The organism is Caballeronia sp. RCC_10, assembly GCF_041360715.1.
In the GTDB taxonomy this organism is placed as follows: Bacteria; Pseudomonadota; Gammaproteobacteria; order Burkholderiales; family Burkholderiaceae; genus Caballeronia; species Caballeronia grimmiae.
This window is the reverse complement of record NZ_JBFUPT010000010.1, coordinates 96,419-120,835: the sequence shown is the minus strand read 5'-3', so window position 1 is coordinate 120,835 and position 24,417 is coordinate 96,419. Positions and strand designations below refer to the sequence as shown.

Below are 24,417 nucleotides of genomic sequence, written 5' to 3'. Positions count from 1 at the left end.
ACTTTTTATGAACTACCGAAGGCTCGTCATTCTTCTCGCGCTCACCGGGCTGAGCGCATGTACCGTGATGCCGACCGGTCCCAGCGTGATGGCGCTGCCCGGCAGCGGCAAGACGTTCGACCAGTTCCGCGCCGACGATGCCTCGTGCAGGCAGTTCGCGTTTCAGCAAGTCGGCGGCGTCACGGCCGATCAGGCGGCGACGAACAGCGCGGTCGGCAGCGCGGTCGTCGGCACGGCGATCGGCGCGGCGGCGGGTGCGGCGTTCGGCGGCGGATCGGGTGCGGCCGTCGGCGCGGGCGCGGGGCTGCTGACGGGCAGCGCGTTCGGCGTCGGTGCGGCGCAGACATCGGGCTATGGCGTGCAGCGCCACTACGACCACGCCTATCTGCAATGCATGTACGCCGCCGGCGACAAGGTGCCGGTGTACGGCCCGCTGCGCACCGCTCCACCCAACGGCGCTTCCTACGCGCCGCCGCTTCCACCGCCGGGCATTCAGCCGCCTCCGCCGCCGTCGAGTTGAGACCGCGTCAGCGGCGCGCACCGTGGGCGGCCCGCGAGCGCGGATGCACCGGGGCGACCAGCCCCGGCGCAACGAGCAGCCCTGTCACCCAGCCGATATAAAACCTCAAATCGCTCCAGAACTCCGCGTTTTCGTACACGCGAAACGCTTGGACGTGCGCGAGCCACAGCGCGGTTTGCAGCAATCCGGTGAGCACGAGCCACGTCAGCGCGATGACGCCGGTCGCGCGGGCGCAGCGGCCGAACGTCGATACGTCCCACTGCTGCCGCACGATGACGCAGCCCGCCAGCAGAATCAGCAACGCGGGGACGAAACTCGTGACGAGCACCCGCAATTCCCACTGGAACACGAGGCCGCATAGCAATACGGCGACGACCGCGAGAATCGCCGCCGGCCACGCGACCCACGCCGGCCCGCGCGCCGCTAGCCACGCGATCGTGATGACGAACGGCAGCGCCGCCCATTGCACCGCTTGCGCAACCGCCTTCGCGAGATTCTCGGATGCCTGCTGGTTTGAATGGCTCGCCGCGACATACACGGTGATCGCCTCGTGCACACAAACCGCGACGAACGCGAAGCTCAGCGCCTCGCAGGCGGCAAAGGCCGGCGACTTGGCGTCGCGTTCGGACGACGAATCCGACGCGAGTCCGCGCACGCGCTCGAGCACCGGATCGACGAAGAACGCGAGAATCGCGCCGATCAGCAGCGCCGCGGCGGCGTCCGTGAGCGAGAAATGTCCGAACAGGGATAACAGACCCTGCCACAGAAATTCGGGCGCGGCGGCGCAGACGGCGACCCACAGCGCAAAAAAGAAGCCGTTCGATGCACGTCTGAGCGGCATGGCCACCTCGATGCGAATGAGGACTCAGCTTCCCTCGGGCAAAGCTGCTCTTGCGACGCGCGCCGCGATGGCTCCGCGCACGCGATCGAACAGGTCGGCGGGCATGTCGAAGCACTCGTAAGCGAGCGCCTGCGCGACGGTCACCACTTTCATTTCCTCGTAGCGGCGCCCGCTGCCGATCATCGCCTCGAACGCATTGGCGCGGTCGTTTATCTCGATCGGATCGGCGTTCACGAGCAGCACCGCGTGAGCGAGCACCGCATAGCGCGGCGTATCGCGATCACCGGACGACAGCGCGGACGTTCGCGGCGCGCGCCGCCAGTACTGCGCGGTGCCCGCGATCTTGCGCGCATCGCCGCCCGGACCCCACGCCAGATTGAACCGCCCGTCGCAGAACGAGCCTTCCACGGCCTGATGATGTGTGAGGACGCCGAGCGTGTTGAGCGCATCGGCGAGGATGCCGCACAGGTGCAGATAGACCGGCTCGGCGAGCGCGCCCATCGTCGCCCGGACCGGGTAAGCGAGGCTCAGATTGAGGATGCCCGGGCCTTGCGGCACGAGCCCGCCGCCCGACAAGCGCAGCCACACGGGGCAGCCGCGTTGCGCGAAGGTCGCGCGGGCGTCGGCGAGCGGCGCGTATCGCTGATAACTGCGCGGCACGATCAGCGATACCGGCGCACTCCACAAGTGCGCGACGGCGTCGCCTGCGCTGGCACGCGCGAGCAGTGCTTCTTCGGCGTCGAGCGGATCGCCGGGAAGCGAAGCGGGGTCGAGCAGTTCGAAGGGCATGGGATGGATGGTTGGCCGCGCCGCCATCGACGCTATCCGCATGGTAGCGAAGAAACGGCGGCGGCGGCCAAATGCGCGCAACGTGCGCCGTTCAGCTTGCGGCGCGTTGCACATGCTCCTTCAGCAACGCGTTCACTTCGTGCGCCTTCTCCATCTGGCTCATGTGCCCGGCGTCGTCGAAAATGCGCACGGTCGCGTCCTTCGGTGCGTTTTCCGCATGCCGTGACGGGATGATGCGATCCTGCCCGCCCCACATCACGAGCAGCGGCTTGCCAGTCGCCTCCAGATCACGTCCCGGCTGCGCGCGCTGTTTCCCGCCCGCGAACAGCGCGCCGCCAAGCGCAGTCAACGCTTCGCTCACGCCGTCGAGCCGCTTGTACTTCAGCAGATCGTCCAGCATTTGACGGCTCACGAGTTCAGGATCGGCAAACAGCAACTCGACGACCGGCTTCAGATCGCGACGCGACTGCGCGTTGACGAAGCCATCGGTGTACGCGTTGTTGACCTCATCGCCGAAGCCGGCCGGCGATATCAGCGCCAGCGACGACACGCGCTCCGGCGCATCGACGGCGAGTTGCGCCGCAATGCCGCCGCCCAGCGAATGGCCGACCAGATGCGCCCGGTCGAGATTCACCGCATCCATGAAGCGCGCGACGAACGCGCCAAGCTCGGGCAGCGTCGTCCCGGCGAGACGCGGCGTCGATTGTCCGTGTGCCGGCAGATCGAGCGCGAACACGCGGTTGCGCTCCGCGAGCGCATCGAGATTGAAGAGCCAGTTGTCGAGATCGCCGCCGAAGCCGTGAATGAAGAGCACCGCAGGCTTGCTTGCATCATCGCCGCCGCGCGCCGCGTAGCGCACGCGAATGCCGTCGACATCGACGAAGTGATATGCCGACGCCGCGTCTTCGCCCTCGCCTTCCTCGTCGGCGGGCGTGACGTACGAAGCGACGTAGGCGTCGATATCGGCGTCGCTCACTTCAGCCGGCGCGAGCACGCCGAGCAGCGCCTTCACCGGCAGCGTATCGCCGGCGGACGCCACCCGGCGTCGCAACAGGCCCGCATCCGGCGCTTCGACGGCGTTGGCGATCTTGTCGGTTTCGACGTCGAGAATCGGCATGCCGACGGTGATCTGCGCGCCCTCTTCCACGAGCCACTCGTTCACCGTGCCTTCCTTCATCGACAAGCCCCATTTGGGCATCACGATCGGTGTGATTGCGGACATCAGTGCTTGCCTCCTTTCATGGTCTTGCGGGCGGCGTCGGCGATCTGCGCGGCGCTCGGGATATACAGGTCTTCGAGCGTCGGCGAAAACGGCACCGGCGTATGCGGCGGCGTCACCATTTCAATGGCCGCCTTCAGCGCGCCGAACGCCTGCTGCGCGACTTGCGCGGAAATATCGGTGGCGATGTTGCAGCGGGGATTCGCTTCATCGACGACGACGAGCCGCCCCGTTTTCTCCACCGTTTCGAGCACCGTGTCGATATCCAGCGGCGACAGCGTGCGCAGATCCACTACTTCCGCTTCGATGCCTTCTTTCGCGAGCGTCGCCGCCGCGTCGAGCGCGCGATGCACCATCAGTCCATACGTGACGATCGACACGTCCTTGCCGTCCCGGGCGATGTTCGCTTCGCCGAAGGGAATCGCATACGAGTTCTCCGGCACTTCGCCTTCGAAGCCGTACAGGTTCTTGTGCTCGCAGAAGATGACGGGGTCGTTGTCGCGGATCGCCTGAATCAGAAGGCCTTTCGTGTCGTATGGCGTCGACGGGCACACGACCTTGAGGCCGGGAATGTGCGTAAAAATCGGCGTCAGCATCTGGCTGTGCTGGGCCGCCGCGCGAAAGCCCGCGCCGACCATCGCGCGGATGACGACGGGCGTTTCGGCACGGCCGCCGAACATGTAGCGGAACTTGGCGGCCTGATTGAAGATCTGGTCGAAGCACACGCCCATGAAGTCGATGAACATCAGCTCCGCGATCGGACGCATGCCGCACGCCGCCGCGCCGATCGCAGCGCCCACGTACGCGGACTCCGACAGAGGCGTGTCGAGCAGCCTGTCGCCATGCTTCGCGTACAGTCCCTTCGTCACGCCGAGCACGCCGCCCCACGCGTCTTTTTCGCCGTCCGCGCCTGCACCGCCGACGATGTCCTCGCCCAGCACGATCACGCTCGGATCGCGGGTCATTTCCTGATCGATGGCTTCGTTGATCGCCATCTTCATGCTCAGTTTGCGGGCCATGATGATTGTCTCCTTGTTGTCGGCGGTTCAGTAGCTCACGTAGACATCGGTGAGAAGATCGGCGGCGGTGGGCAGCGGCGCGTCCTTCGCTTCCTGCACCGCGCGGTCGATCAACGCGGCGACGTCGCGGTCGATCGCGTCGAGTTCGGCGGGCGAGATCACATCGGCGTTCGTCACCGCGTGCGCGAACTTCTTGAGGCAGTCCTTGTTCGAGCGGATATCGTCGAGTTCGCCGGGCGCGCGATAGGTCTGCGCATCGCCTTCGAAGTGGCCGTAGAAGCGGATCATCTTGCATTCGAGCAGCGCCGGGCCGCCGCCTTCGCGCGCGCGGCGGATCACTTCGCCCGCGGCTTCATGGACGGCGAAGAAGTCGGTGCCATCCACCGTCACGCCGGGAATGCCGAAGCCCGCCGCGCGGTCCACGTAGCTATCGACGGCGGTGCCGTAGTCGCGCGCCGTCGACTCCGCATAGCCGTTGTTCTCGATCACGAAGATCACCGGCAGGTTCCACACCGCCGCGAGGTTCATGCTTTCGAGAAAGGTGCCCTGATTGGACGCGCCGTCGCCCGTGAAGGTGATGCCCACTTCGCCCTTGCCGCGAAACTTCGCCGCGAGCGCCGCGCCGCAGATCAACGGCGCGCCCGCGCCGAGAATGCCGTTCGCGCCCATCATTCCCCGGGACAGATCCGCGATGTGCATCGAGCCGCCCTTGCCGTTGCACGAACCGCCCTTCTTGCCGTAGATCTCCTTCATCATCGCGACGGGATCGACGCCTTTCGCGATGCAGTGTCCATGGCCGCGATGCGTGCTCGCAATGCGGTCGCCATCGTTCAGGTGATGCATGATGCCGACGCCGGCCGCCTCTTCGCCCGCGTACAGATGCACGAAGCCGGGAATGTCGCCGCGTCCGAAATCGACGTGCAGACGCTCTTCGAAATCGCGGATCGTCCGCATCTTGCGATAGACCGCCAGCAGCTCGTCTTTTGACAAAGGCAAGCCGCCCGCATGCTGTTGCGACGCTGTCATTGCTGTCTCCTTTCGACTGGTTGAACAACGGTGGTGCTTCGACGCATGAGCCCGGCGCGCGCCGCGTAACGCATGCACGCGGCGACATCGATGCTTCGGAAGGCGTTTTCGCGCAGCGTGATGGTCACTTCGTCGCCGGCGTTGAAGGCGAGTTCGCGTTCGCCATCGAGCGCGACGATGCCCGCGCGCTGCCTCACGCGATGCGGCACGCCATCGGTCAGGCGCTGCCAGTTCGCGATCGGCACGGGCTCGGTCAGGCCGGGCGCAATCGGCGCGTGCAAATCGAATTCGCCGTCGCCGGGCGTCGCCAGTTCGACGGCAAGGCCGCCCGGCTCGTGACGGCCGAGCGGCTCGAGCAGACCGGCGATCGCCGACATGCCGATGGCCTGCGGATCGGCGTACGACACATAGACGGCGGCGAGCGTGTCGATCTTCCAGAGCGCCCGCGCGCCGATGAAGTGCTCGCGCGAAATGACCGCATCCACCAGCGCGATGTCGTGGCGCAGCTCGCCGTTCCGGTCCCGGATGTCGATGTCGAGCCGCTTGTTCGCGACGAGCGCTTCGCTTGCCGGAATGCGGCCGGTTGCGTAGAGGCCCGCCGCGAGACCGGAGATGGTCGGCTCGCGCATCTCGGGGAACGCGTTGTTCGTGCCGGTCGACAAACCCGCGAGCGGCACCGCGCCGCATTCGCGCACCACCGCGCGATGCGTGCCGTCGCCGCCGAGCACGATGAGCGCATCGGCGCCCGCGTCGCGCATCATGCGCGCGGCGCGGAAGGTATCGTCGACGCGGGCGGTCACGGGCATGTCGAGGAAATCGACGGCGGGCAGCGTGGCGTCGGGGCCTTGCCGTCGTGCGAGATGCCGCTGGAGCATGACTTTGAGCCCTTCGCGGTCCGGCATCATCACGACGCGCGGCACGCCGCACGCCGCAAGCGACGACAGAATCCGCAGCACGATATTCACGCGATCCGCGAGTTGCAGACTGTTCGCGTTGGCGATCACGCGGCGAATGTCACGCGCCGATACGGGATTCGCGATGATGCCGACGAGCGGCGGCCCGGCCTTCGCGCTGTCACGCATGCCTGTGTCTCCTGAGTGCTCTGCTTTGGAATCGTCGTGGCGCGGATCAAGGCAAGGGGTATGCCAATGCGCCAGAGGTCGTTGCCACGGGGCAAAGCCGGAGAGTGCACCGCGCTCGCGTGACAGGTGTCACAGCGCAGGTGTATCGCGGAAGTGGACAGTCGTATCGGGCGTGCCTTATCGCCCGGCCGCGTCGCGCTGGTTGGGCGAGCGAATGCCGTATCGCTCCATCCGACGATAGAGCGTCATCCGGCTCACGCCGATCTGCCGCGCCACCGCGCTCAGGTTCCAGCTTGCGGCGCGCAGGTACTGCATCAGCAGCATGCCTTCGGGCGGCAGGCGATGCGTGTCGAAGTCGTCGGCGGGTTGCTGAACACGCGTGTCCGCCGCCGGCGCAGGCGCGCCGAAGCCCTCGGGCAAGTCGTCGATATCGATCGTTCCGTGCGAGCAGACTGCCCGCGCATATCGCAGCACATTGCACAGCTCGCGCAGATTTCCCGGCCATTCGTGCCGATGCAGACGCTCGCGCGCCGCTGGCGATAGCGTGACTGCACCGTGCGCCTTATCGGCGTCGAGAAACGTGCGGATCAGCCAGTCGAGATCGGTTCGCTCGCGCAGCGGCGGCAGCGTGAAACGCGCGCCATTGAGCCGGTAGTAGAGGTCTTCGCGGAAGCGGCCTTCGCGCATCAGCGTGTCGAGCGAATGATGCGTCGCGGAGATCACCCGCACATCGACCGATACGGGCCGCGACGCGCCGATCGCCAGCACTTCGCCTTCGGCCAGCACGCGCAGCAAGCGCGATTGCAGTTCGCGCGGCATGTCGCCGATTTCATCGAGAAAAAGCGTGCCGCCATCGGCTTCCTGAATCAGCCCGCGCTTGCCCTTCGCGCCTGCGCCGGAAAAGCTGTTCGGCAGGTGTCCGAACAATTCGCTTTCGATGAGCGTCTCTGGGATCGCCGCGCAATTCACCGCGACGAACGGCCCCGCGCGCCGTGCGCTCGCGCGATGCAGCGCCTTGGCGAAATACTCCTTGCCGCTGCCCGTCTCGCCGTTGACGAGCAGGTTGATCGGCGAATCGACGAGCTTCGCGGCGCGTTCGAGCTGTCGCGTGAGCGTGACATCGCCGCCCGAGAGTGCGGCGAGCGGCGCTGGAATCTCGGCGCTTCGAGTTCCGCTACTGCCTGCGCTCGCTGCGGGTGTTACGCACGGCGCGGGCGGCATCGCGCTGAGATAGAGCAGCGCGCCGCTTCTCGCGAGCGGCGCCGCGCGCAGCTCGCTCGGGCGTGAATAGACGAAGCGCCCCAGATCTTCGATACGCGCATCGAACAGCGCGTCGAAGCGTACGCCGATCAGCGAGGCGGGCGCCTCGCCAGGAGACACCGGCGCAAGCGGCCGGCCCATCTCCGCCACCAGCATCTCGTGCGCGCGCCGGTTATGTCCGGCGACGCGCCCTGCTGCATCGAGCGCGATCAGATATTCCGGGTCCACATCGACGAATTCGGGCGACGTATGCAGCTTGAGAATCCAGTCCTGCCGATGCGCCCGCAAAAAGTTGGCGTTCTCGATGTGCCGCGCGTAGATGCGCACAAGTTGCAGCGCCAGATGCTGGCTGTCGCGCGGCTGCGGCGAGGAGAGCGCGGAGATGTCGAGGATCGCGGCGAGCGTGCCGCGTGAATCGAAGAGCGGCGCGGCGGTGCACGTGAGCGGAATATGCGTGGCGTCGAAATGATCGACCTGATGAACGGTCAGCGCCTGCCCGGTTGCGAGCGCGGTGCCGACCGCGCACGTGCCCGCGCCGGTCTCGCTCCACTCCGCGCCGAGATAGAGGCCTGCGCGGCGCAGCGCGGCATCGGTATTGGCGTCGCCGAGATAGTCGACCGTCACGCCGAGCGCGTCGGTGAGCAGCACGACGTAGCCCATGCCCGCGACCTGCCCGTACAAGGTCTGCAGGCCGTGACGCGCGATGCGCGCGAAATCGTCGATGCGCTGCTGATGCTCGCGCAGCCGCGTCTGCGGCAGGATGCGCGCTTCCTGCATGCGCGACGGATCGAGTCCGTACTGATGCACGCAACGCCGCCACGAACTCTGGATGATGCCCTCGTGCGTGCGCGCCGGCGCCAGAACCTGCGCCCGCGTAGTCGCCGCGACGACCGCCTCGATGTGCTCGCGTTGCCGCATGTCCATCGTGCTCTCCTTGAGTGTCTCCTGCCGACGCACTTTTATTTTGGGGATGCGTCGTCTGGCGCCGCTCGATGTCGGGAAAACACGGGGCCAGCCCGTCCGCGCGCGGCGTCGTTCAGGCCATATGATGCTCGAATCGGCAGGACGCGTCATGCGCCGGGCTTGCTGCACTGCGGCACGGCGGAATGGCTATCGCGCGATACCAACGACAAGGAGACGACCCATGACGAAGATCGCCTATGAAGACTTCGAGCGCCAGGTGGTGCAGCATCACCTCATTAAGGGCAACGTGTACGAGAACGGCGCGGCGCTCGTCGAACGCGCGAACCGGTGGATTGCGGAACATCGCATCGACGTGCTGAACGTGGAGAGCCTTTCGACGTTCGGCGCCGGCGACGATACCAGCGTCAGCCATTGGTACTCGGGCATTCGCGTCTGGTATCGCACCGAATAGGACGGGCAGCGGCGAACGCTTAGCCGCGTCCGACGAACGGCATCTTCGTCGCCATCACCGTGTGAAACAGGACGTTCGCTTCGAGCGGCAGATTCGCCATGTAGAGCACCGACTGGCCGACGATTTTCACGTCCATCATCGGTTCGATGGCAATCTCGCCGTTCGCCTGCGGCACGCCGCGCGACATGCGCTCCGACAACTCGGTGAGTGCGTTGCCGATGTCGATTTGTCCGACCGCGATGTCGTGTTTGCGGCCATCGAGCGACGCGGATTTCGTCAGGCCGGCGACTGCGTGCTTCGTCGCGGTATAGGCCGCCGAGTTCGGGCGCGGCGCGCTCGACGAAATCGAGCCGTTGTTAATGATGCGGCCGCCCTTCGGCGTCTGCGCGCGCATCGTGCGGAACGCTTGCTGAAGGCAGTAGAACATGCCGTTCAGATTGACGTTGACGACGCCCTGCCATTGCTCGGGCGTCCAGTCTTCGAACGGGCCGGGAGGATTGCTCACGCCCGCGTTGTTGAACAGCAGATCGACTCGCCCGAAGCGCTCGACCGCCGCCGCGAAAAGCCGCTCGACGGATTGGGGATCGGCGACGTCGGTCGGCACGGCGTATCCGCGCTCGCCCGCGTCCGCTTCGGCGACGACAGCGTCGAGGGGCGCGGCACGCCGGCCCGCGAGCACGACCGACCAGCCGTCCGCGAGCAGTGCGAGCGCCGCCGCGCGGCCGATGCCGCTGCCCGCTCCCGTGACGATTGCGATGCGTGAAGATGTGTTGGTTGCCTCGGGCATGTCTCCGTTCTCCTGTTGGTGTCCGCGCGACTGTGCGCGCGGTCGTTATCGCGATCGGGAGAACATTATCGACGAAATCCCTTGCAACGCCGTTTCAGTGACTGGTCGACGCATCGGCCTGAATGGTGCCCGCCGTGTTGCGCAGCGCGCTGCCGTCGCAGAAGACGGCGGTCATCAGCATCGGCACGACCTCATGGACGACCGCCGTGCTGCCGGCCTCGCGCACGCGCGCTTCGACGTTGTCCTTCGAACCGATCACGACGACGCCGTAAGCGGAATCGTTGATGGGCTGGCCGGAACCCTGCTTGAACATCGCGTCGCCGTGTTCGTAGCCGAGCACCGCGTAGACGCGGAAGCCATAGGCCGTGAGGTCGCTGCCGTGCGTCGGCTTGAAAGCGTTGACGGAGTTGGCTTCGACGCGCATCGGCGTGGCGTCGATGTAGCGCTCGTCGCGCAGCGGCGCAATAAAGCGGTGCGCGCTCGACTGACAATCGAGCTGGCTTTCGAGCGGATGCGCCTGGCTCGTGCCGGGTGATATAAGACCGACACTTCCTAGAACGCCAGCCACGGCAGCCAGCGTAATGGACCTTGCGAGAGGAACGTTTTTCATGGCAGCGGCAAGACACGGTTGTCAGGTTGCGGTGTGGACCGGCTCTGTTTGATGCACCGCGCATGATGCAATTTGCGAGCCAGCGGGCTTGGGTTTCGCAGGCTGTCCGTTGATTCGCGCCACAAGGTCATTCCTACAAATGCCGTGTCACCGCGTAATCGCTGCGTCTGCGTTCCGGCCCCGAAGTGGTTATATTGAGCGATTCATTCAGACAGGATCGACGTATGCCCACGCTCTCCGATTTTCCGATCACGCGCAAATGGCCGGCGCAACACCCCGATCGCATTCAGCTTTATTCGCTGCCGACGCCCAACGGCGTGAAGGCGTCGATCATGCTCGAAGAGACCGGCTTGCCCTACGAGCCGCATCTGGTGCGCTTCGATCAGAACGATCAGACGTCGCCCGAGTTTCTATCGGTGAATCCGAACAACAAGATCCCGGCGATCATCGATCCGAACGGGCCGGGCGGCGAGCCGCTCGCGCTTTTCGAGTCGGGCGCGATTCTCATCTATCTCGCGGACAAGAGCGGTCAGTTTCTGCCACGCGATCCGGCGCGTCGCTACGAAGCAATCCAGTGGTTGATGTTCCAGATGGGCGGCATCGGTCCGATGTTCGGGCAGGTCGGTTTCTTCCACAAATTCGCCGGCAAGGACTACGAGGACAAGCGGCCGCGTGATCGCTACGTTGCCGAATCGAAGCGGCTGCTAGGCGTGTTAGAAGGACGCCTCGCCGGGCGCGAGTGGATCATGGGCGATGAGTACGGCGTCGCGGATATCGCTGTTTTTCCGTGGGTGCGCAATCTCGTCGGGTTCTATGAGGCGCGCCAGTTGGTCGGGTTCGATCAGTTCGCTAATGTGCAGCGGGTGCTGGATGCGTTCTTGGCGCGGCCGGCTGTGCAGCGCGGGTTGGAAATTCCTCAGCGGGTTTGATGCTGCGCGGTGTACTGGCCTCCGCGTTGCTGTGTCGAATTCGCACGCACGGTGAAATACGTTGTGCTTCAACATGTTGCCTCGGCGATGCGCAGGATATCCACATGCTTGTGAACAATTTCTGTGGACAACGATGCGTTGCGCCTCTCCTTGGTTGGGCCGGATTTTGACCGCCCTACCCGGCCCGCTCGATTGGTTCACAATGAGCGGACGCGCGTAATTCGCACGGCGGGCGAAATGCGTTTCGCATCAACGCGTTGGCCCGGCGATGCTCAGGATATCCACATGCTTGTCCAACTTTTCTGTGGACAACAACGCGACGCCTGAGCGACTTCACAAGCGATGCGGTAACGGACACCGACGCCATGATCGCCCTTCCCTCTCGTTACTTATCGGCTGCCGTCGCACTGCTCGTAGTCGGCGTTTCCGCGCACGCGGACTGTCCGGGCTACGTCGAAACCGATGCCGGCAGCGCCTTCAACATCGCCGCGATCATCAAGGACAGCGGTTCGCCGCAAGGGGCGCTGGACAAGGTGCGCGGCGCGGTATCGAAGATCAACTCGGGCGGCGGATGTGCCATCTTCGCGAACAAGCGCGCGTGCGAAGAGACGCTGAGCCTGGCGCGAAAGGCGATCGTCGCGTTGCAAGCGTGCTCGGCGACCGCGCCGCCGAAAGGTGCTGCGCGCGGCTGAAATCGCAGGGCGAAAAAAAAGCGTGCCGCCCTGAGGGACGGCACGCTTGTCGTTGCGCGATGAAGCGTCGGAGATCAGCGATCGAGGAACGGACGCAGCTTGTCGGCGCGGCTCGGATGCATGAGCTTGCGCATCGCCTTGCTTTCGATCTGACGGATACGCTCGCGCGTCACGTCGAACTGCTTGCCCAGCTCTTCGAGCGTGTAGTCCGAAGCCGTATCGATACCGAAGCGCATGCGCAAAACCTTCGCTTCGCGCGGCGACAGCGCGTTGAGCGCATCGTCGATCGCGGCGCGCATGTTCGCGTGCACGGCGGCATCGGCAGGAGAAGCCGCGCCCTGGTCTTCGATCATGTCGCCCAGCGTGGCGTCGGCGTCTTCACCGACCGGCGTTTCCAGCGACACCGGCTGCTTCGCGATCTTCAGAATGCCGCGAATCTTCTCTTCAGGCATCTCCATGCGCTCGGCCAGCACCGACGGATGCGCTTCCATGCCGGTCTGCTGCAGGATTTCGCGGGAAATGCGGTTCAGCTTGTTGATCGTCTCGATCATGTGAACCGGCACGCGGATCGTGCGAGCCTGATCGGCCAGCGAGCGCGTCACGGCCTGACGCACCCACCACGTCGCATACGTCGAGAATTTCCAGCCGCGACGATATTCGAACTTGTCCACCGCCTTCATCAAACCGATGTTGCCTTCCTGAATCAGGTCCAGGAACTGCATGCCGCGATTGACGTACTTCTTCGCGATCGAGATGACGAGACGCAGGTTCGCCTCGATCATTTCGCGCTTTGCCTGACGCATCTTCAGCTCGGCCGCCGTCATCTGACGGTTGATCTGCTTCAGTTGCTGCAACGGCAATGCAACGACGCCTTCGATGTCGATCAGCTTTTGCTGTTCGGCCTGAATCGCGGGCAAACTGCGCTCGAGCGACGCGCCATACTGACGCGAAGCCGCCGCCGTGCGCGCCGTCCATTCGAGATCCGTCTCGTGACCCGGGAACGATTCGACGAACTTGTCGCGCGGCATGCCGCAACGATCGACCGCAATCTGCAGAACGCGGCGTTCGATTTCGCGAACTCGCGCGACTTGTTGTTGCACGTCCGCGCACAAGCGGTCGATAGTTTTCGCCGTGAAGCGGATCGAACCCAGTTCGCGCTGGATTTCGCTGCGTGCGCGCTCGACCGCCTTGGTCGCTGCTGCGCCCGTTCCCTTAGGATTGCTCGCTTGTTCGGCGAGATCACGTACACGTGCGAAGATTTCGAGGCAGTCGGCCTTCAATTGCTTGAGGCGTGCCTCGTTCGACGCGCCGGCATCGCCGCCTTCGAGGTCGCTGTCTTCTTCGTCGTCGCTGTCCGATTCATCGGTGTCCGTATCGATATCGGTGGACTCCGTTGTTTCGGAAACCGAAATATCTTCCTCTACCGTGTCGTCTTCCTTCAAGCCGTCGACGAGGTCGTCGATTTTCATCTCGCCGGATTCGACGAGTGCGGCGTCCGCGAGGATGGTGCCGACCGTCGACGGACACGCAGCGATCGCCTGGATCATCTCGTGCAAACCGTCTTCGATGCGCTTCGCAATTGCGATTTCGCCGGCGCGCGTGAGCAGCTCGGTCGCGCCCATTTCGCGCATGTACATGCGTACGGGGTCCGTCGTGCGGCCGAATTCCGAGTCGACGGTCGAAAGCGCGTTTTCCGCTTCCTCTTCCGACTGCTCGTCTGCCACCACGGCGGGTGCGTTGTCGCTCAACAGCAGCGTTTCTGCGTCGGGCGCTTGTTCGTACACCGCGACGCCCATGTCGTTGAACGTGCTGACGATGGTTTCCATCGCCGCGGTTTGTGCAAAGTTGTCCGGCAGGTGATCGTTGATTTCGGCATGCGTGAGGTAACCACGCTCCTTGCCGAGTTGAATCAACGCGCGCATCTGACGCTGACGCTCTTCGTCTTGCTCCGCCGTCATGACGACATCGGGCTGCATCGTGCCGGCCTGGCCCTTGCTCTTACCCGCCTTGCGTCCCGCTGACCTGCGCGCCGGCGCGACGATATCCAGCTCCGAATCTTCCCGATCAAAACTTGCCATACTTTCTCCTCGACAGGTTTGCTCGGCGATGACAGTTCCCCGGGAGCGAGCGTGACAGCCCGCGTAATATCGACAACAGCTTCGACCACGGACGGCTTGCTGAGAATCGCATCGAGCAAAGCGCGCAAACCACGCTAAGGGCGCGGATCGCGAAATTACAAAGCGCCATCAGAGACGCAACCTTAGAGTATATCAGGGTTTGTTGTGACACAGCAGGTTTATTTACAGGCGAAGTTGGCGCCGGGGACGGCGCACGCTTCACTGTGCTGCGCAGGAATCATGTACCTCGCTTGCGTATAAGCGCTTCCCTCTCCGCTTGGTTCGGATGTGGTGACGACTCCGGCCATTTTCAATCGAAGGAAGTCCTTTAGAGCGCCTAGGTTGCGCGCGGCGTTGTCCGAGCGTCTTGCGCGTATCGGTTCATTGTTCTCGATGCGCAGCGCAGACGCATAGCCTTGAAGCGCTGCATCGTGAGCTACTTCGACGATCCGTCCGGTTCGCAAAGCCGCAAGGAAATCGCGTGCCCACTCGCCTGCATGTACGCGAGGACGTGCTTCGTCGCGATGATGCACGGTGACCGTCTTCGCGTCGCCAGCAACCACGTAACGCCTTAGCTGGTCTTCGCTCGCGAAGGCTCGTCCGGCCAGCGTACGAATTTCAAGCTGGTCCTGTGCGTTCTGCGCGGAAGCAGTATCGCGCTCAGCGGCTTCAAGTCGCTTGCTGCGAACTCTATGCGCGAAATCGACCGGAACGCGGAGGAGGGTCCTCAGATAGCTGATCGGATGGGTTGCACGTCGAAGGTGTTCCCAAGCTGCTTCTACGACGTCAGAGAGCCGCTTGCCCTGCGAGCGCGCTTCGGCCATGAGTTTGAAGATTAGAAATTGACGAAATCCCAGTCTGGTGAGGCGCTCCAGGTCGGCGGGGAGGCGTCCTGGTTGTCTCTTTTGAGTAGAAGGGCTTAGATCCTTATATATAGCGCCGTCTGCCACGCTGACAGACGGTGTACTCAAAAAAGCAGGGTCGGCTTGGCGAGGAGCGCCTTCCTGAGTGTCGGCTTCAACTTCGGCGGGGCGCGTCTGCTTATCGACCAAGCCGAGGAGAACTGCTGCCTTATTCGTCAGATGCAGATATGCACGCCCGAAAAGTCCGGCACCACCATATCGACCCTGAGGCGGCCTCGTGATAAAGCCGGACGACTCGAGATCGTCCAGGCTGCGATAGAACGTGCGCATCGACTGAAGCGCGCGTCCGGTCAACAGTTCGCGTCGGGCGAAGATGGCAGCGAACGGGCGGGCAGCATCGACAGTCCGCGCCAATGCGGCGAGGACCGCGCGAGCGCGAGCGGGCAGGGCGGACAGATGATTCGCTCGATGAGCGGCTCTGAAAATGATCCACGGAAGATTTGAGCGGTCGCAGGCGTACTCGTCGAGGGCTTGCTGATCCCCGCGCTCAGGTCGGTCTTCTGGGATTTGCGGGCGAAAAACAACCTCGCCTGCAACGGAAAGTTGCGCGATGTGCATGTCAAGTGCATCCATTTCGAAAAATGGAGGACAAACGCTTGACTGCCGATCGCTATCCGCTAAACTTCGAGTTGTGTAGCTCGTGACCCGATTGGCGTCGGGAAGCGGACGGGCAAGCAGCAGTGAAGCCCGAATTCAAAAGCCTTCGGTTGGCGCCGAAGGCTTTTGTCTTTCTGGAGCAAGTTCGTTACATGGCAACCTCATCGGTGCTGTTGGGCTTAAGCGTTGATTCGAAAGGAGTTTCTAGTAGAACCTCTTTCGTTTCAAATTTCGGCGGCGCTAAACCGTTGATTTGATTGAAAACTCTAGTAGGATCTCAATCCTGCGGCGATTCATCGATAGATCTATTGATGAAATCCGCAATTCGCTGTGCCCACGCTTCCGCCTCGTTCGTGTCCTTGTCGTAGAAGCGAATGCCCACGACGCCGCTTCGCGTCGAAACCTCGCATACTTTCCTTCTACCTGAGCGAATCACCGTTGTGCTAGGCACGGCGGCCTTCGGCTTTTCGGCGGCGAAAGCAACGGCTTTATCTTGCGTAAAGTTTTCGTCGTCGACCAACCGACGAACGGCCTCCACGACCTTCTCCGCCTTGCCAGCTTCGACGAGAGCCGCGAGCTTCTGGGCAGCGTTGCTTCCAAGCCGTTCCGGTTTTACCGCCAGCGCTTGCTTCGCAGCATCCGGCAGGGAATCGAACGAGAAGATGCGCGTCACGTGACTTTTGCTGAGACCCGCGCTTTCCGAGATTTCCGTGCGTGAAAGCCCGCTCAGTTCTTGAAGCCGTTTGAAGTTCCAGTACTTCTCGAAATCCGTTAGGGACGGCGACAGCAGGTTGGAGAAAAACGCTGCAAACTCAATTTCTCCCTCGTCGATAGAAGCGACGTTCGCCCGAATCGTGCTACGTCCCAAGTCACGATACGCCGCAACCCGGTTGTGCCCCGCCACGATCTCGTAACGACCCTCCGAGAGCGGTCGGATCAAAATCGGCGTAGCGAGCGCATGCTGCGCTAGATTCGCTTTTAATTCCTGGAATTGCTCAGCGGTCAACTTCCGCCGTCTGCCGTCGACCTCGACAAGTGCGTCCAGCCGCACGTCAAATGCGGCGCCCGCCTCGAGTTGTGATTCGAGTTCCTTGATTCGTGCCTGCGCCGTGTTAATTCGGTGCTGCGCGTCCATCAACCTTCCGGGCGACGTGCGCGGTTCCGAATTAGTGGCGCGCTGCGTCGGCTCGGTCGGTTTGCTGCCGATGTTCGCGGTCTTCGCGAGAAGCCTGTCCCCGATGCCCATTTACCCCTCCGCCTGATTCCACGCGCGGACGAACTGCGCGTCTAGATGTTCTGCGAGCCGGTCAAGCGGCTCCTTGAAACGGTTGTACGCCGCCGTGCTCCCGTCAGGCTTCGACAGGTCGTAGACCGTTGAGAGTTGCGCCGATGCGCCTTTTGGCACGGTCGATTCAGGAATCTCGAAGGGCAGCACGCGATCGCCGTAAGCTTTTTGTAGCCATCCTCGGACGACGCGAGAGACGTCGTCCGATTTGGCCTTCGTAAGGATGACGTTGACGAAGTCGAAGCGCTTCTGTTCGAGCACGCCCGGCAACTTCTTTGCGATGTCGGCGAAGAGATGCCAGAACTGAGTCGAGCTGGCGAAGTCCAGTGCCTCGGGCGGGCAGGGCAGCAGAATCGCGTCGGACGCGAGCAGTGCGTTAATGGTCAGATAACTGAGCGCGGGCGGCGTATCGATGACGACAGCGTCGTACTCCTCCGTCAACGGCATCAGGCCTCGCCGCACGATCTCCCAAAACTCGAAGGTGCTGTCGTTCAGCACCTTCGCGGGAATCTCGAATTCCGCATCAAAGAGGGACGACGATGCCGGTATGAGATCCAGGTTGTGCCAATACGTCTCTTGCACGGCATAGTGCAGTGTCGATTGATCGCCATAAATCAACGGCAGCAGCGTTTGATCATCGGAAATTTCGGCGTCGGGCGCCCATCCGCAAAGCTGCGTAGTTGTTCCCTGAGGATCGCAGTCAATCACGAGCACCCGTCGGCCCAGCAGCGTCAACGCCTGAGCAGCGGACACGGCCGTCGTGGTTTTGGCGACGCCGCCCTTGAAGTTCGCGACGGTCACAATGCGCCCGCGCTTACCTTCCGGCCGACGGACACGCTCCTTGGTTGCGCGAATCCAGGTCAACGCTTCTTCGAGCGTGAATTCCTTGCTTCGGCCCGCGCCCTTCGACGTCCCCGCAGGCAGTTCGCCTTTGGTGGTCAGGTATTGAAACCGCTGCTTGTCGATTCCGCAAAGCGATGCGACCTGCGCGCTCGTGAACGTCGGAGCGCTCTTGCGGGGATACGGCTCCAGCATCGCATCGCGGATCTGGTTGAGGATATCAGTGGCTTGGGCGGCCACCCCCAAGAGCGTTTCGATCGAAACGGATTGGTCGACTTCGGGAAGCCGAGCGCTTAGCATGGAATTCGCGGTCACTGGCGGGCCTGGGTAAGCAAATAATTCTTCGGTTTGTGGAAAACATACTGCAAACCGAAGAATAAACGGCCAACCGGTAAACCTCAAGTAAACTCTGAAGTCTTTACAGGGCGATATTACAACGCTGCGGCCGCGTAAACCTCTGCCTTAAGCCGATTCCGAGGCGTTTCCTAGCGCCAATGTGCGGCGAATGAACTGTTCGACGCCGAGTAAACGGCTGGCGTCCTCGTGTTGCAGGTATAACGCCGTCGTCGATGCATCAGCATGCCCGAGCCCTTTGCTTACATCGGCCAGGTCGGCGCCAAAAGCGAGTGCGTGTATCGAATGGGTGTGGCGCAGCCAATGCGTGCTCGCGCGTGCCAGCGGCCGGCCTGCGCCCGGGGCATCCGATTCGAGTTCGGCAGCCGCGTTCGAGAAGGCATTCTTGATGATGCGACCGATGCCATCGGGAGTGATGGCTTGCCCTCCGCGGCTTTGAGCCAGGATGGGCGTGCCTTCCGCACAATCGAGCGGGCTCGGTAGTCCGCGGAGTGAAAGGTTCTCCAGTAGGACATCGATGACTGCGGGCGGTATGAGCACCGTCCTCACCGAACGCTTTGCGCTCGTCTGACCGACGCTCAACCGCCATACCGGCGTGTCGATCCCGGGTAAGCGGCCCACTGATAGCGCGTCCGTCGTGGCGCCTGCCAGTTCGGCTCGCCGCAAGCCGGTCGCGTAGGCAAGGAGGAGGGCGAGGCGGTCGCGGTGTTCGGCGAACGTGTACTGCGGCCGCGTCGCGGAGCGAAGCACGGCTTGCCATTCTTCCGCATTGAGCGCGCGCTCTTTTGCGTCGAAGGCAGGCGGCGTCACCACGCGATCGTGTCCGAGCATCGGATTCGTCGACAGATAACCGCTGTCGACCAGCCACTCGAACATTGCATTCAGAATGGCGCGCGCCGTTTCACGACTCCGAGCGGAGAGCGGGCCCGCGAAGGGCTTCCATCCGGGAAGGCATCGCTCGATGCGCTGTCTGGAAATCCATCGCTCTGCCGGCTGCGGATTCGTCAAAAACTCCGATACAAACTGCGCACAGTCGTCCGAGTCGAGCGACGACAGCGGCTTTTCCTTTTCGATCAACGCCCAAAGCAGCAGCCGCTCGGCTTCCCGCCGATACGCCCGCCGCGTGTGCTCGCTGGCGGAGCGCGCGTCGAGCCAGGCCTTGATGGCAATGACGTCCGTGTCCAAATTCCCGACACCGTTCTCGATGCACGCCCGGTTAGTGCCCGCCGATCCGTCGAGCGCCCGCGGCACGCGCAGTGCCTCCAAAGGCGCGACGACGATGGCATCGGAATCCGCCGGCCGGGTGGACAACTGTTCGTTCCGCCACTGCCGCCGAGGCACGAGGGCAAGCGGCGAAAGCGTGTGCCGTAACGGTGCCGCGTGCAGAACCAGCCAATCGACGATTCGCTGCGCGCCCTTAGGCCCGAGCCGCGGCACGGAGGCATACCAACGATGCCGTCGACGCTCGATCAGCGCGATGAGATCCGCAATAGTCGTCAACCCGGCGTCCGCCAATCGCGCTGTGACGACCGGCTCGAACCATCCGTCGATCGGATGCTCCTGGCTAGGATCCTGAACGAGGCTCGCCTCCATGCGGGCGAGGGCGTTGGCTTGCCGCCGCCGCAACCGCGCGTTACGCGCCGTGCGTCGATCGGACGCTGCGGAGACGCTATCGCGATGCTCTTCCTTATAGAGCGCAAGCAGTTCGGACTCGCTATAGACGCCGTCAGGATCGATACGCTCGCGGAAGGCTTCGAGCGTCGGCGTTTCGGGCGCAGGCGCGTCGGACGATGGTGGAATGCTGCCTGGACGCAATCGCAGCAGATGCGCCGCTTCGACATCGTGTGTGCGGCGGGCCATCACGGAGAGCGTGTCGCGCAATGCGGCAATGAGTCGCCGGGTGCCGCGGACGTCAGACCCGGCTTCGCCGTAGGACGCGTGAAGCTGCACTTCGGAAACGCCGTCGAGATAACCGCGGTACAGAGCGAAATGCTGGCGCGTGAGTCTTCGCGGTGCAGTCGTGTGCACCGGAGGTTGTCCGTCTATGGAGTTTTTGCCTTTGTTATCAGTCATTTGGCGCGAGGTTATCAAGTACAGTCCAGATTGACAAGCTAAATCGCTACGTCTGATAAGACGGATTATCAGGTAGAGCAATCGGACTCGTGTCTAGAAGCGCCCGCTTGAATCTTCGCCGCGTGCGGAGCATATTCCGATCAACTCTCCCGAGCAATCTGATGGAGGCACGTGCCGATGCGCGACCCCCGACGCCCCGCGTACAAAGAGCCGGGCAACGATGAATTTCGCCCGAGTCTGCCGGAGGTGTACGCGTCGGTGAGGGTGCCCGTCGGTGGTGGATGGCTCCGGCGCTTTCTCGCCTTCGCCGGTCCCGGCTACATGATTTCGGTCGGCTATATGGACCCCGGCAACTGGGCGACCGACCTCGCCGGGGGATCGAGGTTCGGCTATACGCTGCTTGCTGTCATCCTGCTGTCGAACCTGATGGCCATTCTCCTGCAGGCGCTCGCCGTCCGGCTCGGCGTCGCGACCGGGCGGGATCTCGCGCAGGCGTGCCGCGATCACTACTCGAAACCGGTCAACTTCGCGCTGTGGATTGCCTGCGAGACGGCAATCGTCGCGTGCGATCTGGCCGAAGTGATCGGAACGGCCATCGCCTTGCAACTTCTCTTCGGCATTCCGTTGATCGCAGGCGCGTTGCTCACCGCGCTCGATGCGTTTCTCCTGCTCCTGCTTGTCAACAGAGGCTTTCGCCTGCTGGAAGCCTTCGTCATCTCGCTGTTGATCATTATCGCGGTGTGTTTTGCGTTGCAGATCGTCGCCGCGTCGCCGCCGATCGCGCAGGTGCTGCGCGGCTTCGTGCCGTCGCCCCAGATCGTCACCAACCGGGAGATGTTGTACGTCGCGATCGGCATCCTGGGCGCGACGGTCATGCCGCATAACCTGTATCTGCACTCGTCGGTGGTTCAGACGCGCGCGTACGGGCAGTCGGTCGAGGCGCGGCGCGACGCGATCCAATGGGCGACCATCGACAGCACTATCGCGCTGACGCTCGCGCTTTTCATCAACGCGGCGATCCTGATCGTGGCCGCAGCCGTCTTCCACGCGAGCGGCCACAACGAAGTCGCCGAAATCGGCGATGCCTTCCGCCTGCTGTCGCCCTTGCTTGGACTCGGAATAGCGTCGACGCTATTCGCCGTCGCGTTGCTCGCGTCGGGACTGAATTCGACGGTCACTGCGACGCTCGCCGGCCAGATCGTGATGGAAGGCTTCCTCCGACTCCGCCTGCCGAGTTGGGCGCGGCGGCTCATCACACGGGCGATCGCAATCGTGCCGGTAGTGATCGTCACGGCGATTTACGGTGAGAAAGGCACCGGCCAGCTATTGGTCCTGAGTCAGGTCATCCTGTCGATGCAACTGCCGTTCGCCGTCGTCCCGCTGGTGCGCTTCGTGTCCGACCGCCGCAAGATGGGCGTCTTTACGATCAACCGCTGGATTGCCGCGCTCGCCTGGCTCGTGACGGGCGTGATCATCGTATTGAACGTAAAGCTGCTTGCCGATACGCTGCTCTTCTAGTTCGCGAAACCGCAGACGCGCGCGATAGCCGGCGACTTCATCGGAAGATCGGCGCGCAAGCTTACCGACGAGACGCGGCCAAACCGGGCGTTGACCGAAGCCACGCCGGTCCGACGCACCCATCTATATATATAAGAGGAGACATTGAATGACCGACGCGGCCCAGTGCCCCATCCACATGAACGCGCCAACCGGTTGCCCGGTGAGCACGCGCGCCGCTGACTTCGATCCGTTCAGCGACGGCTATCAGCAAGACCCGCCCGAATACGTGCGCTGGGCGCGCGAGCAGGAGCCGGTCTTCTACAGTCCGAAGCTCGGTTACTGGGTCGTCACGCGTTACGACGACATCAAGGCCATCTTCCGCGACAACCTCACGTTCAGTCCTTCGATCGCGCTGGAAAAGATCACGCCCACTGGCCCAGAAGCGAATGCCGTCCTCGCATCGTATGGCTTCGCGCTGAACCGCACGCTCGTCAACGAGGACGAGCCTGCGCACATGCCGCGCCGCCGCGCGTTGATGGACCCGTTCACGCCCGAGGCGCTTGCGCACCACGAGCCGATGGTGCGCGCGCTCACCCGGGAATACGTCGATCGCTTCATCGACGATGGCCGCGCCGATCTCGTCGACCAAATGCTGTGGGAGGTGCCGCTCACCGTCGCGCTGCATTTTCTCGGCGTGCCCGAAGAGGACATGGACACGCTGCGGGAATATTCGATCGCGCATACGGTGAACACGTGGGGCCGGCCGAAGCCCGAAGAACAGGTTCAGGTCGCGCACGCGGTCGGCAAGTTCTGGCAGTACGCGGGCAAAGTGCTCGACAAGATGCGCGAAGACCCGTCGGGCGACGGCTGGATGCAGTACGGCATCCGCAAGCAGAAGGAATTGCCCGAGGTTGTCACTGACTCGTATCTCCATTCGATGATGATGGCCGGCATCGTCGCCGCGCACGAAACGACGGCCAACGCGTCGGCGAATGCGATCAAGCTGCTCTTGCAGCATCCCGACGCATGGCGCGACATCTGCGAAGACGCGGCGCTCATTCCGAACGCAGTCGAAGAATGCCTGCGGCACAACGGATCCGTGGCGGCCTGGCGGCGGCTCGCGACAAAGGACGTGACGATCGGCGGCATCGACATCCCAGCGGGTGCGAAGCTGCTGATCGTCACATCGTCGGCGAATCACGACCAGCATCGATTCGCGGACGCGGACCTCTTCGACATCCGCCGCGAAAACGCCAGCGATCAACTGACCTTTGGCTACGGCGCGCATCAGTGCATGGGCAAAAACCTCGCGCGCATGGAAATGCAGGTCTTCCTCGACGAGCTCACGCGCCGCCTGCCGCACATGCGGCTCGCCGAGCAGCGCTTCACTTACGTGCCGAACACGTCGTTTCGCGGGCCGGAGCATCTGTTCGTGGAATGGGACCCGTCGATGAACCCGGAGCGCACCGATCCATCCGTGCGCGAGGCGCGCGCGGCGGTGCGTATCGGCGAGCCGTCGTCGCATGCGGTGAGCCGCGCCGTGGTGGTCGAATCGGTGACGGCGTGCGCGGATCGCATCGTGCGGGTGCGGCTCGTTTCCGCCGATGGCCGCCCGTTGCCGCGCTGGACGCCCGGCTCGCATATCGACGTGCTGTGCGGCGACAGCGGACTCTCGCGTCAATATTCGCTCTGCGGCGATCCCGCCGACGCCCGCGCGTTCGAGATCGCCGTGCTGCGCGAAACCGCGAGCCGCGGCGGTTCCGCATGGGTCCACGACAACGTGAAGCCCGGCGCGTCGTGGCGCATTCGCGGCCCGCGCAACCACTTCCGGCTCGATGAAACCGCGCGCAAGCTCGTGCTGATCGCGGGCGGCATCGGCATCACGCCGATCAGCGCGATGGCGCGCCGCGCTCGCGAGCTGGGCATCGACTATGAAGTGCATTACAGCGGACGTTCACGCGCATCGATGGCGCTGCTCGACGACATGCGCGCGCTGCACGGCGACCGTCTGCGCGTGTTCGCATCGGAAGAGGGCGCGCGCAACGATATCGCAGCCTTGCGCGTCGAGCAGGGCACCCAGGTCTATGCATGCGGCCCGGCGCGGATGCTCGAAGCGCTCATCGCCGCGAGCGCCGCCTGGCCCGACGATGCGCTTAAGATCGAACACTTCGAAGCGAAGCTCGGGACGCTCGATCCCGCGCAGGAACACGCGTTCGAGGTCGAACTGAAAGATTCCGGGTTCACACTGACCGTGCCCGCCGGAGAGACGCTGCTCGCGACGCTGCGTCGCGCCAACGTGGATGTTCAAAGCGACTGCGAAGAAGGCCTGTGCGGATCGTGCGAGGTTCGCGTGATCGACGGAGATATCGATCACCGCGATCTCGTCCTTACTAAAAGCGAGCGGCAAACGAATCAAAGAATGATGGCGTGTTGTTCTCGCGCTAAAGGTTCCAAACTGGTATTAGCGCTATAAATGTGATCACACGCTTATGCGTCGCGGGGATGAAACAATAAATGGAACCGATTCATCCCTGCGTCACAAGCGCGCATTAAGCCATGCTCGAGGGATTTTCACTGTC

At 63.5% G+C, this 24,417-nt stretch carries 20 protein-coding genes; 6 read left to right on the top strand and 14 right to left on the bottom strand.

Features of this window, described 5'->3' with window-relative positions; genetic code table 11:
* The first annotated feature begins 7 nt into the window (after nucleotides 1-7).
* On the top strand, nucleotides 8-520 hold the full coding sequence (locus AB6804_RS18840) for a hypothetical protein (protein ID WP_370887724.1): 513 nt from the start codon (nucleotides 8-10) through the stop codon (nucleotides 518-520).
* Nucleotides 521-527: 7 nt separating this feature from the next.
* Here the strand turns inward: AB6804_RS18840 and AB6804_RS18835 are convergent, their stop codons facing one another.
* The 7 genes from AB6804_RS18835 to AB6804_RS18805 all read right to left on the bottom strand — a co-directional run bounded on the left by AB6804_RS18835 (nucleotide 528) and on the right by AB6804_RS18805 (nucleotide 8,680).
* Nucleotides 528-1,361 carry a hypothetical protein gene (locus AB6804_RS18835; protein WP_370887723.1) on the bottom strand — a complete coding sequence of 278 codons (834 nt, stop codon included), beginning with the start codon at nucleotides 1,359-1,361 and terminating at the stop codon, nucleotides 528-530.
* Nucleotides 1,362-1,385: 24 nt separating this feature from the next.
* On the bottom strand, nucleotides 1,386-2,150 hold the full coding sequence (locus AB6804_RS18830) for a lipoate--protein ligase family protein (RefSeq protein WP_370887722.1): 765 nt from the start codon (nucleotides 2,148-2,150) through the stop codon (nucleotides 1,386-1,388).
* A 91-nt stretch (nucleotides 2,151-2,241) separates the two neighbouring features.
* Nucleotides 2,242-3,372 carry an acetoin dehydrogenase dihydrolipoyllysine-residue acetyltransferase subunit gene (locus tag AB6804_RS18825; RefSeq protein ID WP_370887721.1) on the bottom strand — a complete coding sequence of 377 codons (1,131 nt, stop codon included), beginning with the start codon at nucleotides 3,370-3,372 and terminating at the stop codon, nucleotides 2,242-2,244.
* Nucleotides 3,372-4,388 carry an alpha-ketoacid dehydrogenase subunit beta gene (locus AB6804_RS18820; protein ID WP_035959932.1) on the bottom strand — a complete coding sequence of 339 codons (1,017 nt, stop codon included), beginning with the start codon at nucleotides 4,386-4,388 and terminating at the stop codon, nucleotides 3,372-3,374. The genes AB6804_RS18825 and AB6804_RS18820 overlap by 1 nt, the downstream gene beginning before the upstream one ends.
* Nucleotides 4,389-4,415: 27 nt before the next feature.
* Nucleotides 4,416-5,414: a thiamine pyrophosphate-dependent dehydrogenase E1 component subunit alpha gene (locus AB6804_RS18815; RefSeq protein ID WP_035959930.1), complete on the bottom strand. Its 999-nt coding sequence runs from the start codon at nucleotides 5,412-5,414 to the stop codon at nucleotides 4,416-4,418.
* Nucleotides 5,411-6,496 carry an ATP-NAD kinase family protein gene (locus AB6804_RS18810; protein ID WP_370887720.1) on the bottom strand — a complete coding sequence of 362 codons (1,086 nt, stop codon included), beginning with the start codon at nucleotides 6,494-6,496 and terminating at the stop codon, nucleotides 5,411-5,413. Before AB6804_RS18810 ends, AB6804_RS18815 begins: the two co-directional genes overlap by 4 nt.
* A gap of 177 nt (nucleotides 6,497-6,673) precedes the next feature.
* The gene (locus AB6804_RS18805; protein WP_370887719.1) at nucleotides 6,674-8,680 is read right to left on the bottom strand and encodes a sigma-54-dependent Fis family transcriptional regulator; all 2,007 of its coding nucleotides are present in this window, start codon (nucleotides 8,678-8,680) and stop codon (nucleotides 6,674-6,676) included.
* Between the two features lie 220 nt (nucleotides 8,681-8,900).
* On the opposite strand from AB6804_RS18805, the gene AB6804_RS18800 reads away from it, so the two are divergent.
* Nucleotides 8,901-9,131: a hypothetical protein gene (locus AB6804_RS18800; protein ID WP_035959924.1), complete on the top strand. Its 231-nt coding sequence runs from the start codon at nucleotides 8,901-8,903 to the stop codon at nucleotides 9,129-9,131.
* Between the two features lie 19 nt (nucleotides 9,132-9,150).
* Here AB6804_RS18800 and AB6804_RS18795 read toward each other — a convergent pair whose 3' ends face one another.
* Together AB6804_RS18795 and AB6804_RS18790 are read right to left on the bottom strand one after the other, a co-directional pair.
* Nucleotides 9,151-9,918, bottom strand: coding sequence for an SDR family oxidoreductase (locus AB6804_RS18795; RefSeq protein WP_370887718.1), 768 nt, complete (start codon nucleotides 9,916-9,918; stop codon nucleotides 9,151-9,153).
* A gap of 94 nt (nucleotides 9,919-10,012) precedes the next feature.
* Nucleotides 10,013-10,528: a hypothetical protein gene (locus AB6804_RS18790; protein ID WP_370887717.1), complete on the bottom strand. Its 516-nt coding sequence runs from the start codon at nucleotides 10,526-10,528 to the stop codon at nucleotides 10,013-10,015.
* Nucleotides 10,529-10,752: 224 nt separating this feature from the next.
* Here AB6804_RS18790 and AB6804_RS18785 point away from each other — a divergent pair, with 224 nt between their 5' ends.
* Both AB6804_RS18785 and AB6804_RS18780 read left to right on the top strand, forming a co-directional pair.
* Nucleotides 10,753-11,457 (top strand): glutathione S-transferase N-terminal domain-containing protein, encoded by a 705-nt coding sequence (locus AB6804_RS18785; protein ID WP_370887716.1) that lies wholly within the window; start codon nucleotides 10,753-10,755, stop codon nucleotides 11,455-11,457.
* 365 nt (nucleotides 11,458-11,822) lie between these two features.
* Nucleotides 11,823-12,149 carry a hypothetical protein gene (locus AB6804_RS18780; protein ID WP_370887715.1) on the top strand — a complete coding sequence of 109 codons (327 nt, stop codon included), beginning with the start codon at nucleotides 11,823-11,825 and terminating at the stop codon, nucleotides 12,147-12,149.
* A gap of 74 nt (nucleotides 12,150-12,223) precedes the next feature.
* On the opposite strand, the gene rpoD is transcribed toward AB6804_RS18780, so the two are convergent.
* The 5 genes from rpoD to AB6804_RS18755 form a co-directional block, all read right to left on the bottom strand.
* The gene (rpoD, locus tag AB6804_RS18775; protein ID WP_035959914.1) at nucleotides 12,224-14,227 is read right to left on the bottom strand and encodes an RNA polymerase sigma factor RpoD; all 2,004 of its coding nucleotides are present in this window, start codon (nucleotides 14,225-14,227) and stop codon (nucleotides 12,224-12,226) included.
* Between the two features lie 218 nt (nucleotides 14,228-14,445).
* Entirely contained in the window at nucleotides 14,446-15,747 is a 1,302-nt protein-coding gene (locus AB6804_RS18770; RefSeq protein ID WP_370887714.1) for a replication protein O, read from the bottom strand.
* 316 nt (nucleotides 15,748-16,063) lie between these two features.
* Complete coding sequence (locus AB6804_RS18765; RefSeq protein ID WP_370887713.1) at nucleotides 16,064-17,032, bottom strand: ParB/RepB/Spo0J family partition protein; 969 nt, start codon at nucleotides 17,030-17,032, stop codon at nucleotides 16,064-16,066.
* Complete coding sequence (locus AB6804_RS18760; RefSeq protein WP_370887712.1) at nucleotides 17,033-18,211, bottom strand: ParA family protein; 1,179 nt, start codon at nucleotides 18,209-18,211, stop codon at nucleotides 17,033-17,035.
* A 162-nt stretch (nucleotides 18,212-18,373) separates the two neighbouring features.
* Nucleotides 18,374-20,293, bottom strand: coding sequence for a phage integrase family protein (locus AB6804_RS18755; RefSeq protein WP_370887711.1), 1,920 nt, complete (start codon nucleotides 20,291-20,293; stop codon nucleotides 18,374-18,376).
* 222 nt (nucleotides 20,294-20,515) lie between these two features.
* Here AB6804_RS18755 and AB6804_RS18750 point away from each other — a divergent pair, with 222 nt between their 5' ends.
* Both AB6804_RS18750 and AB6804_RS18745 read left to right on the top strand, forming a co-directional pair.
* Entirely contained in the window at nucleotides 20,516-21,856 is a 1,341-nt protein-coding gene (locus tag AB6804_RS18750) for an Nramp family divalent metal transporter (protein ID WP_370887710.1), read from the top strand.
* A gap of 148 nt (nucleotides 21,857-22,004) precedes the next feature.
* The gene (locus AB6804_RS18745; protein ID WP_370887709.1) at nucleotides 22,005-24,311 is read left to right on the top strand and encodes a cytochrome P450/oxidoreductase; all 2,307 of its coding nucleotides are present in this window, start codon (nucleotides 22,005-22,007) and stop codon (nucleotides 24,309-24,311) included.
* Nucleotides 24,312-24,417: the final 106 nt, after the last annotated feature.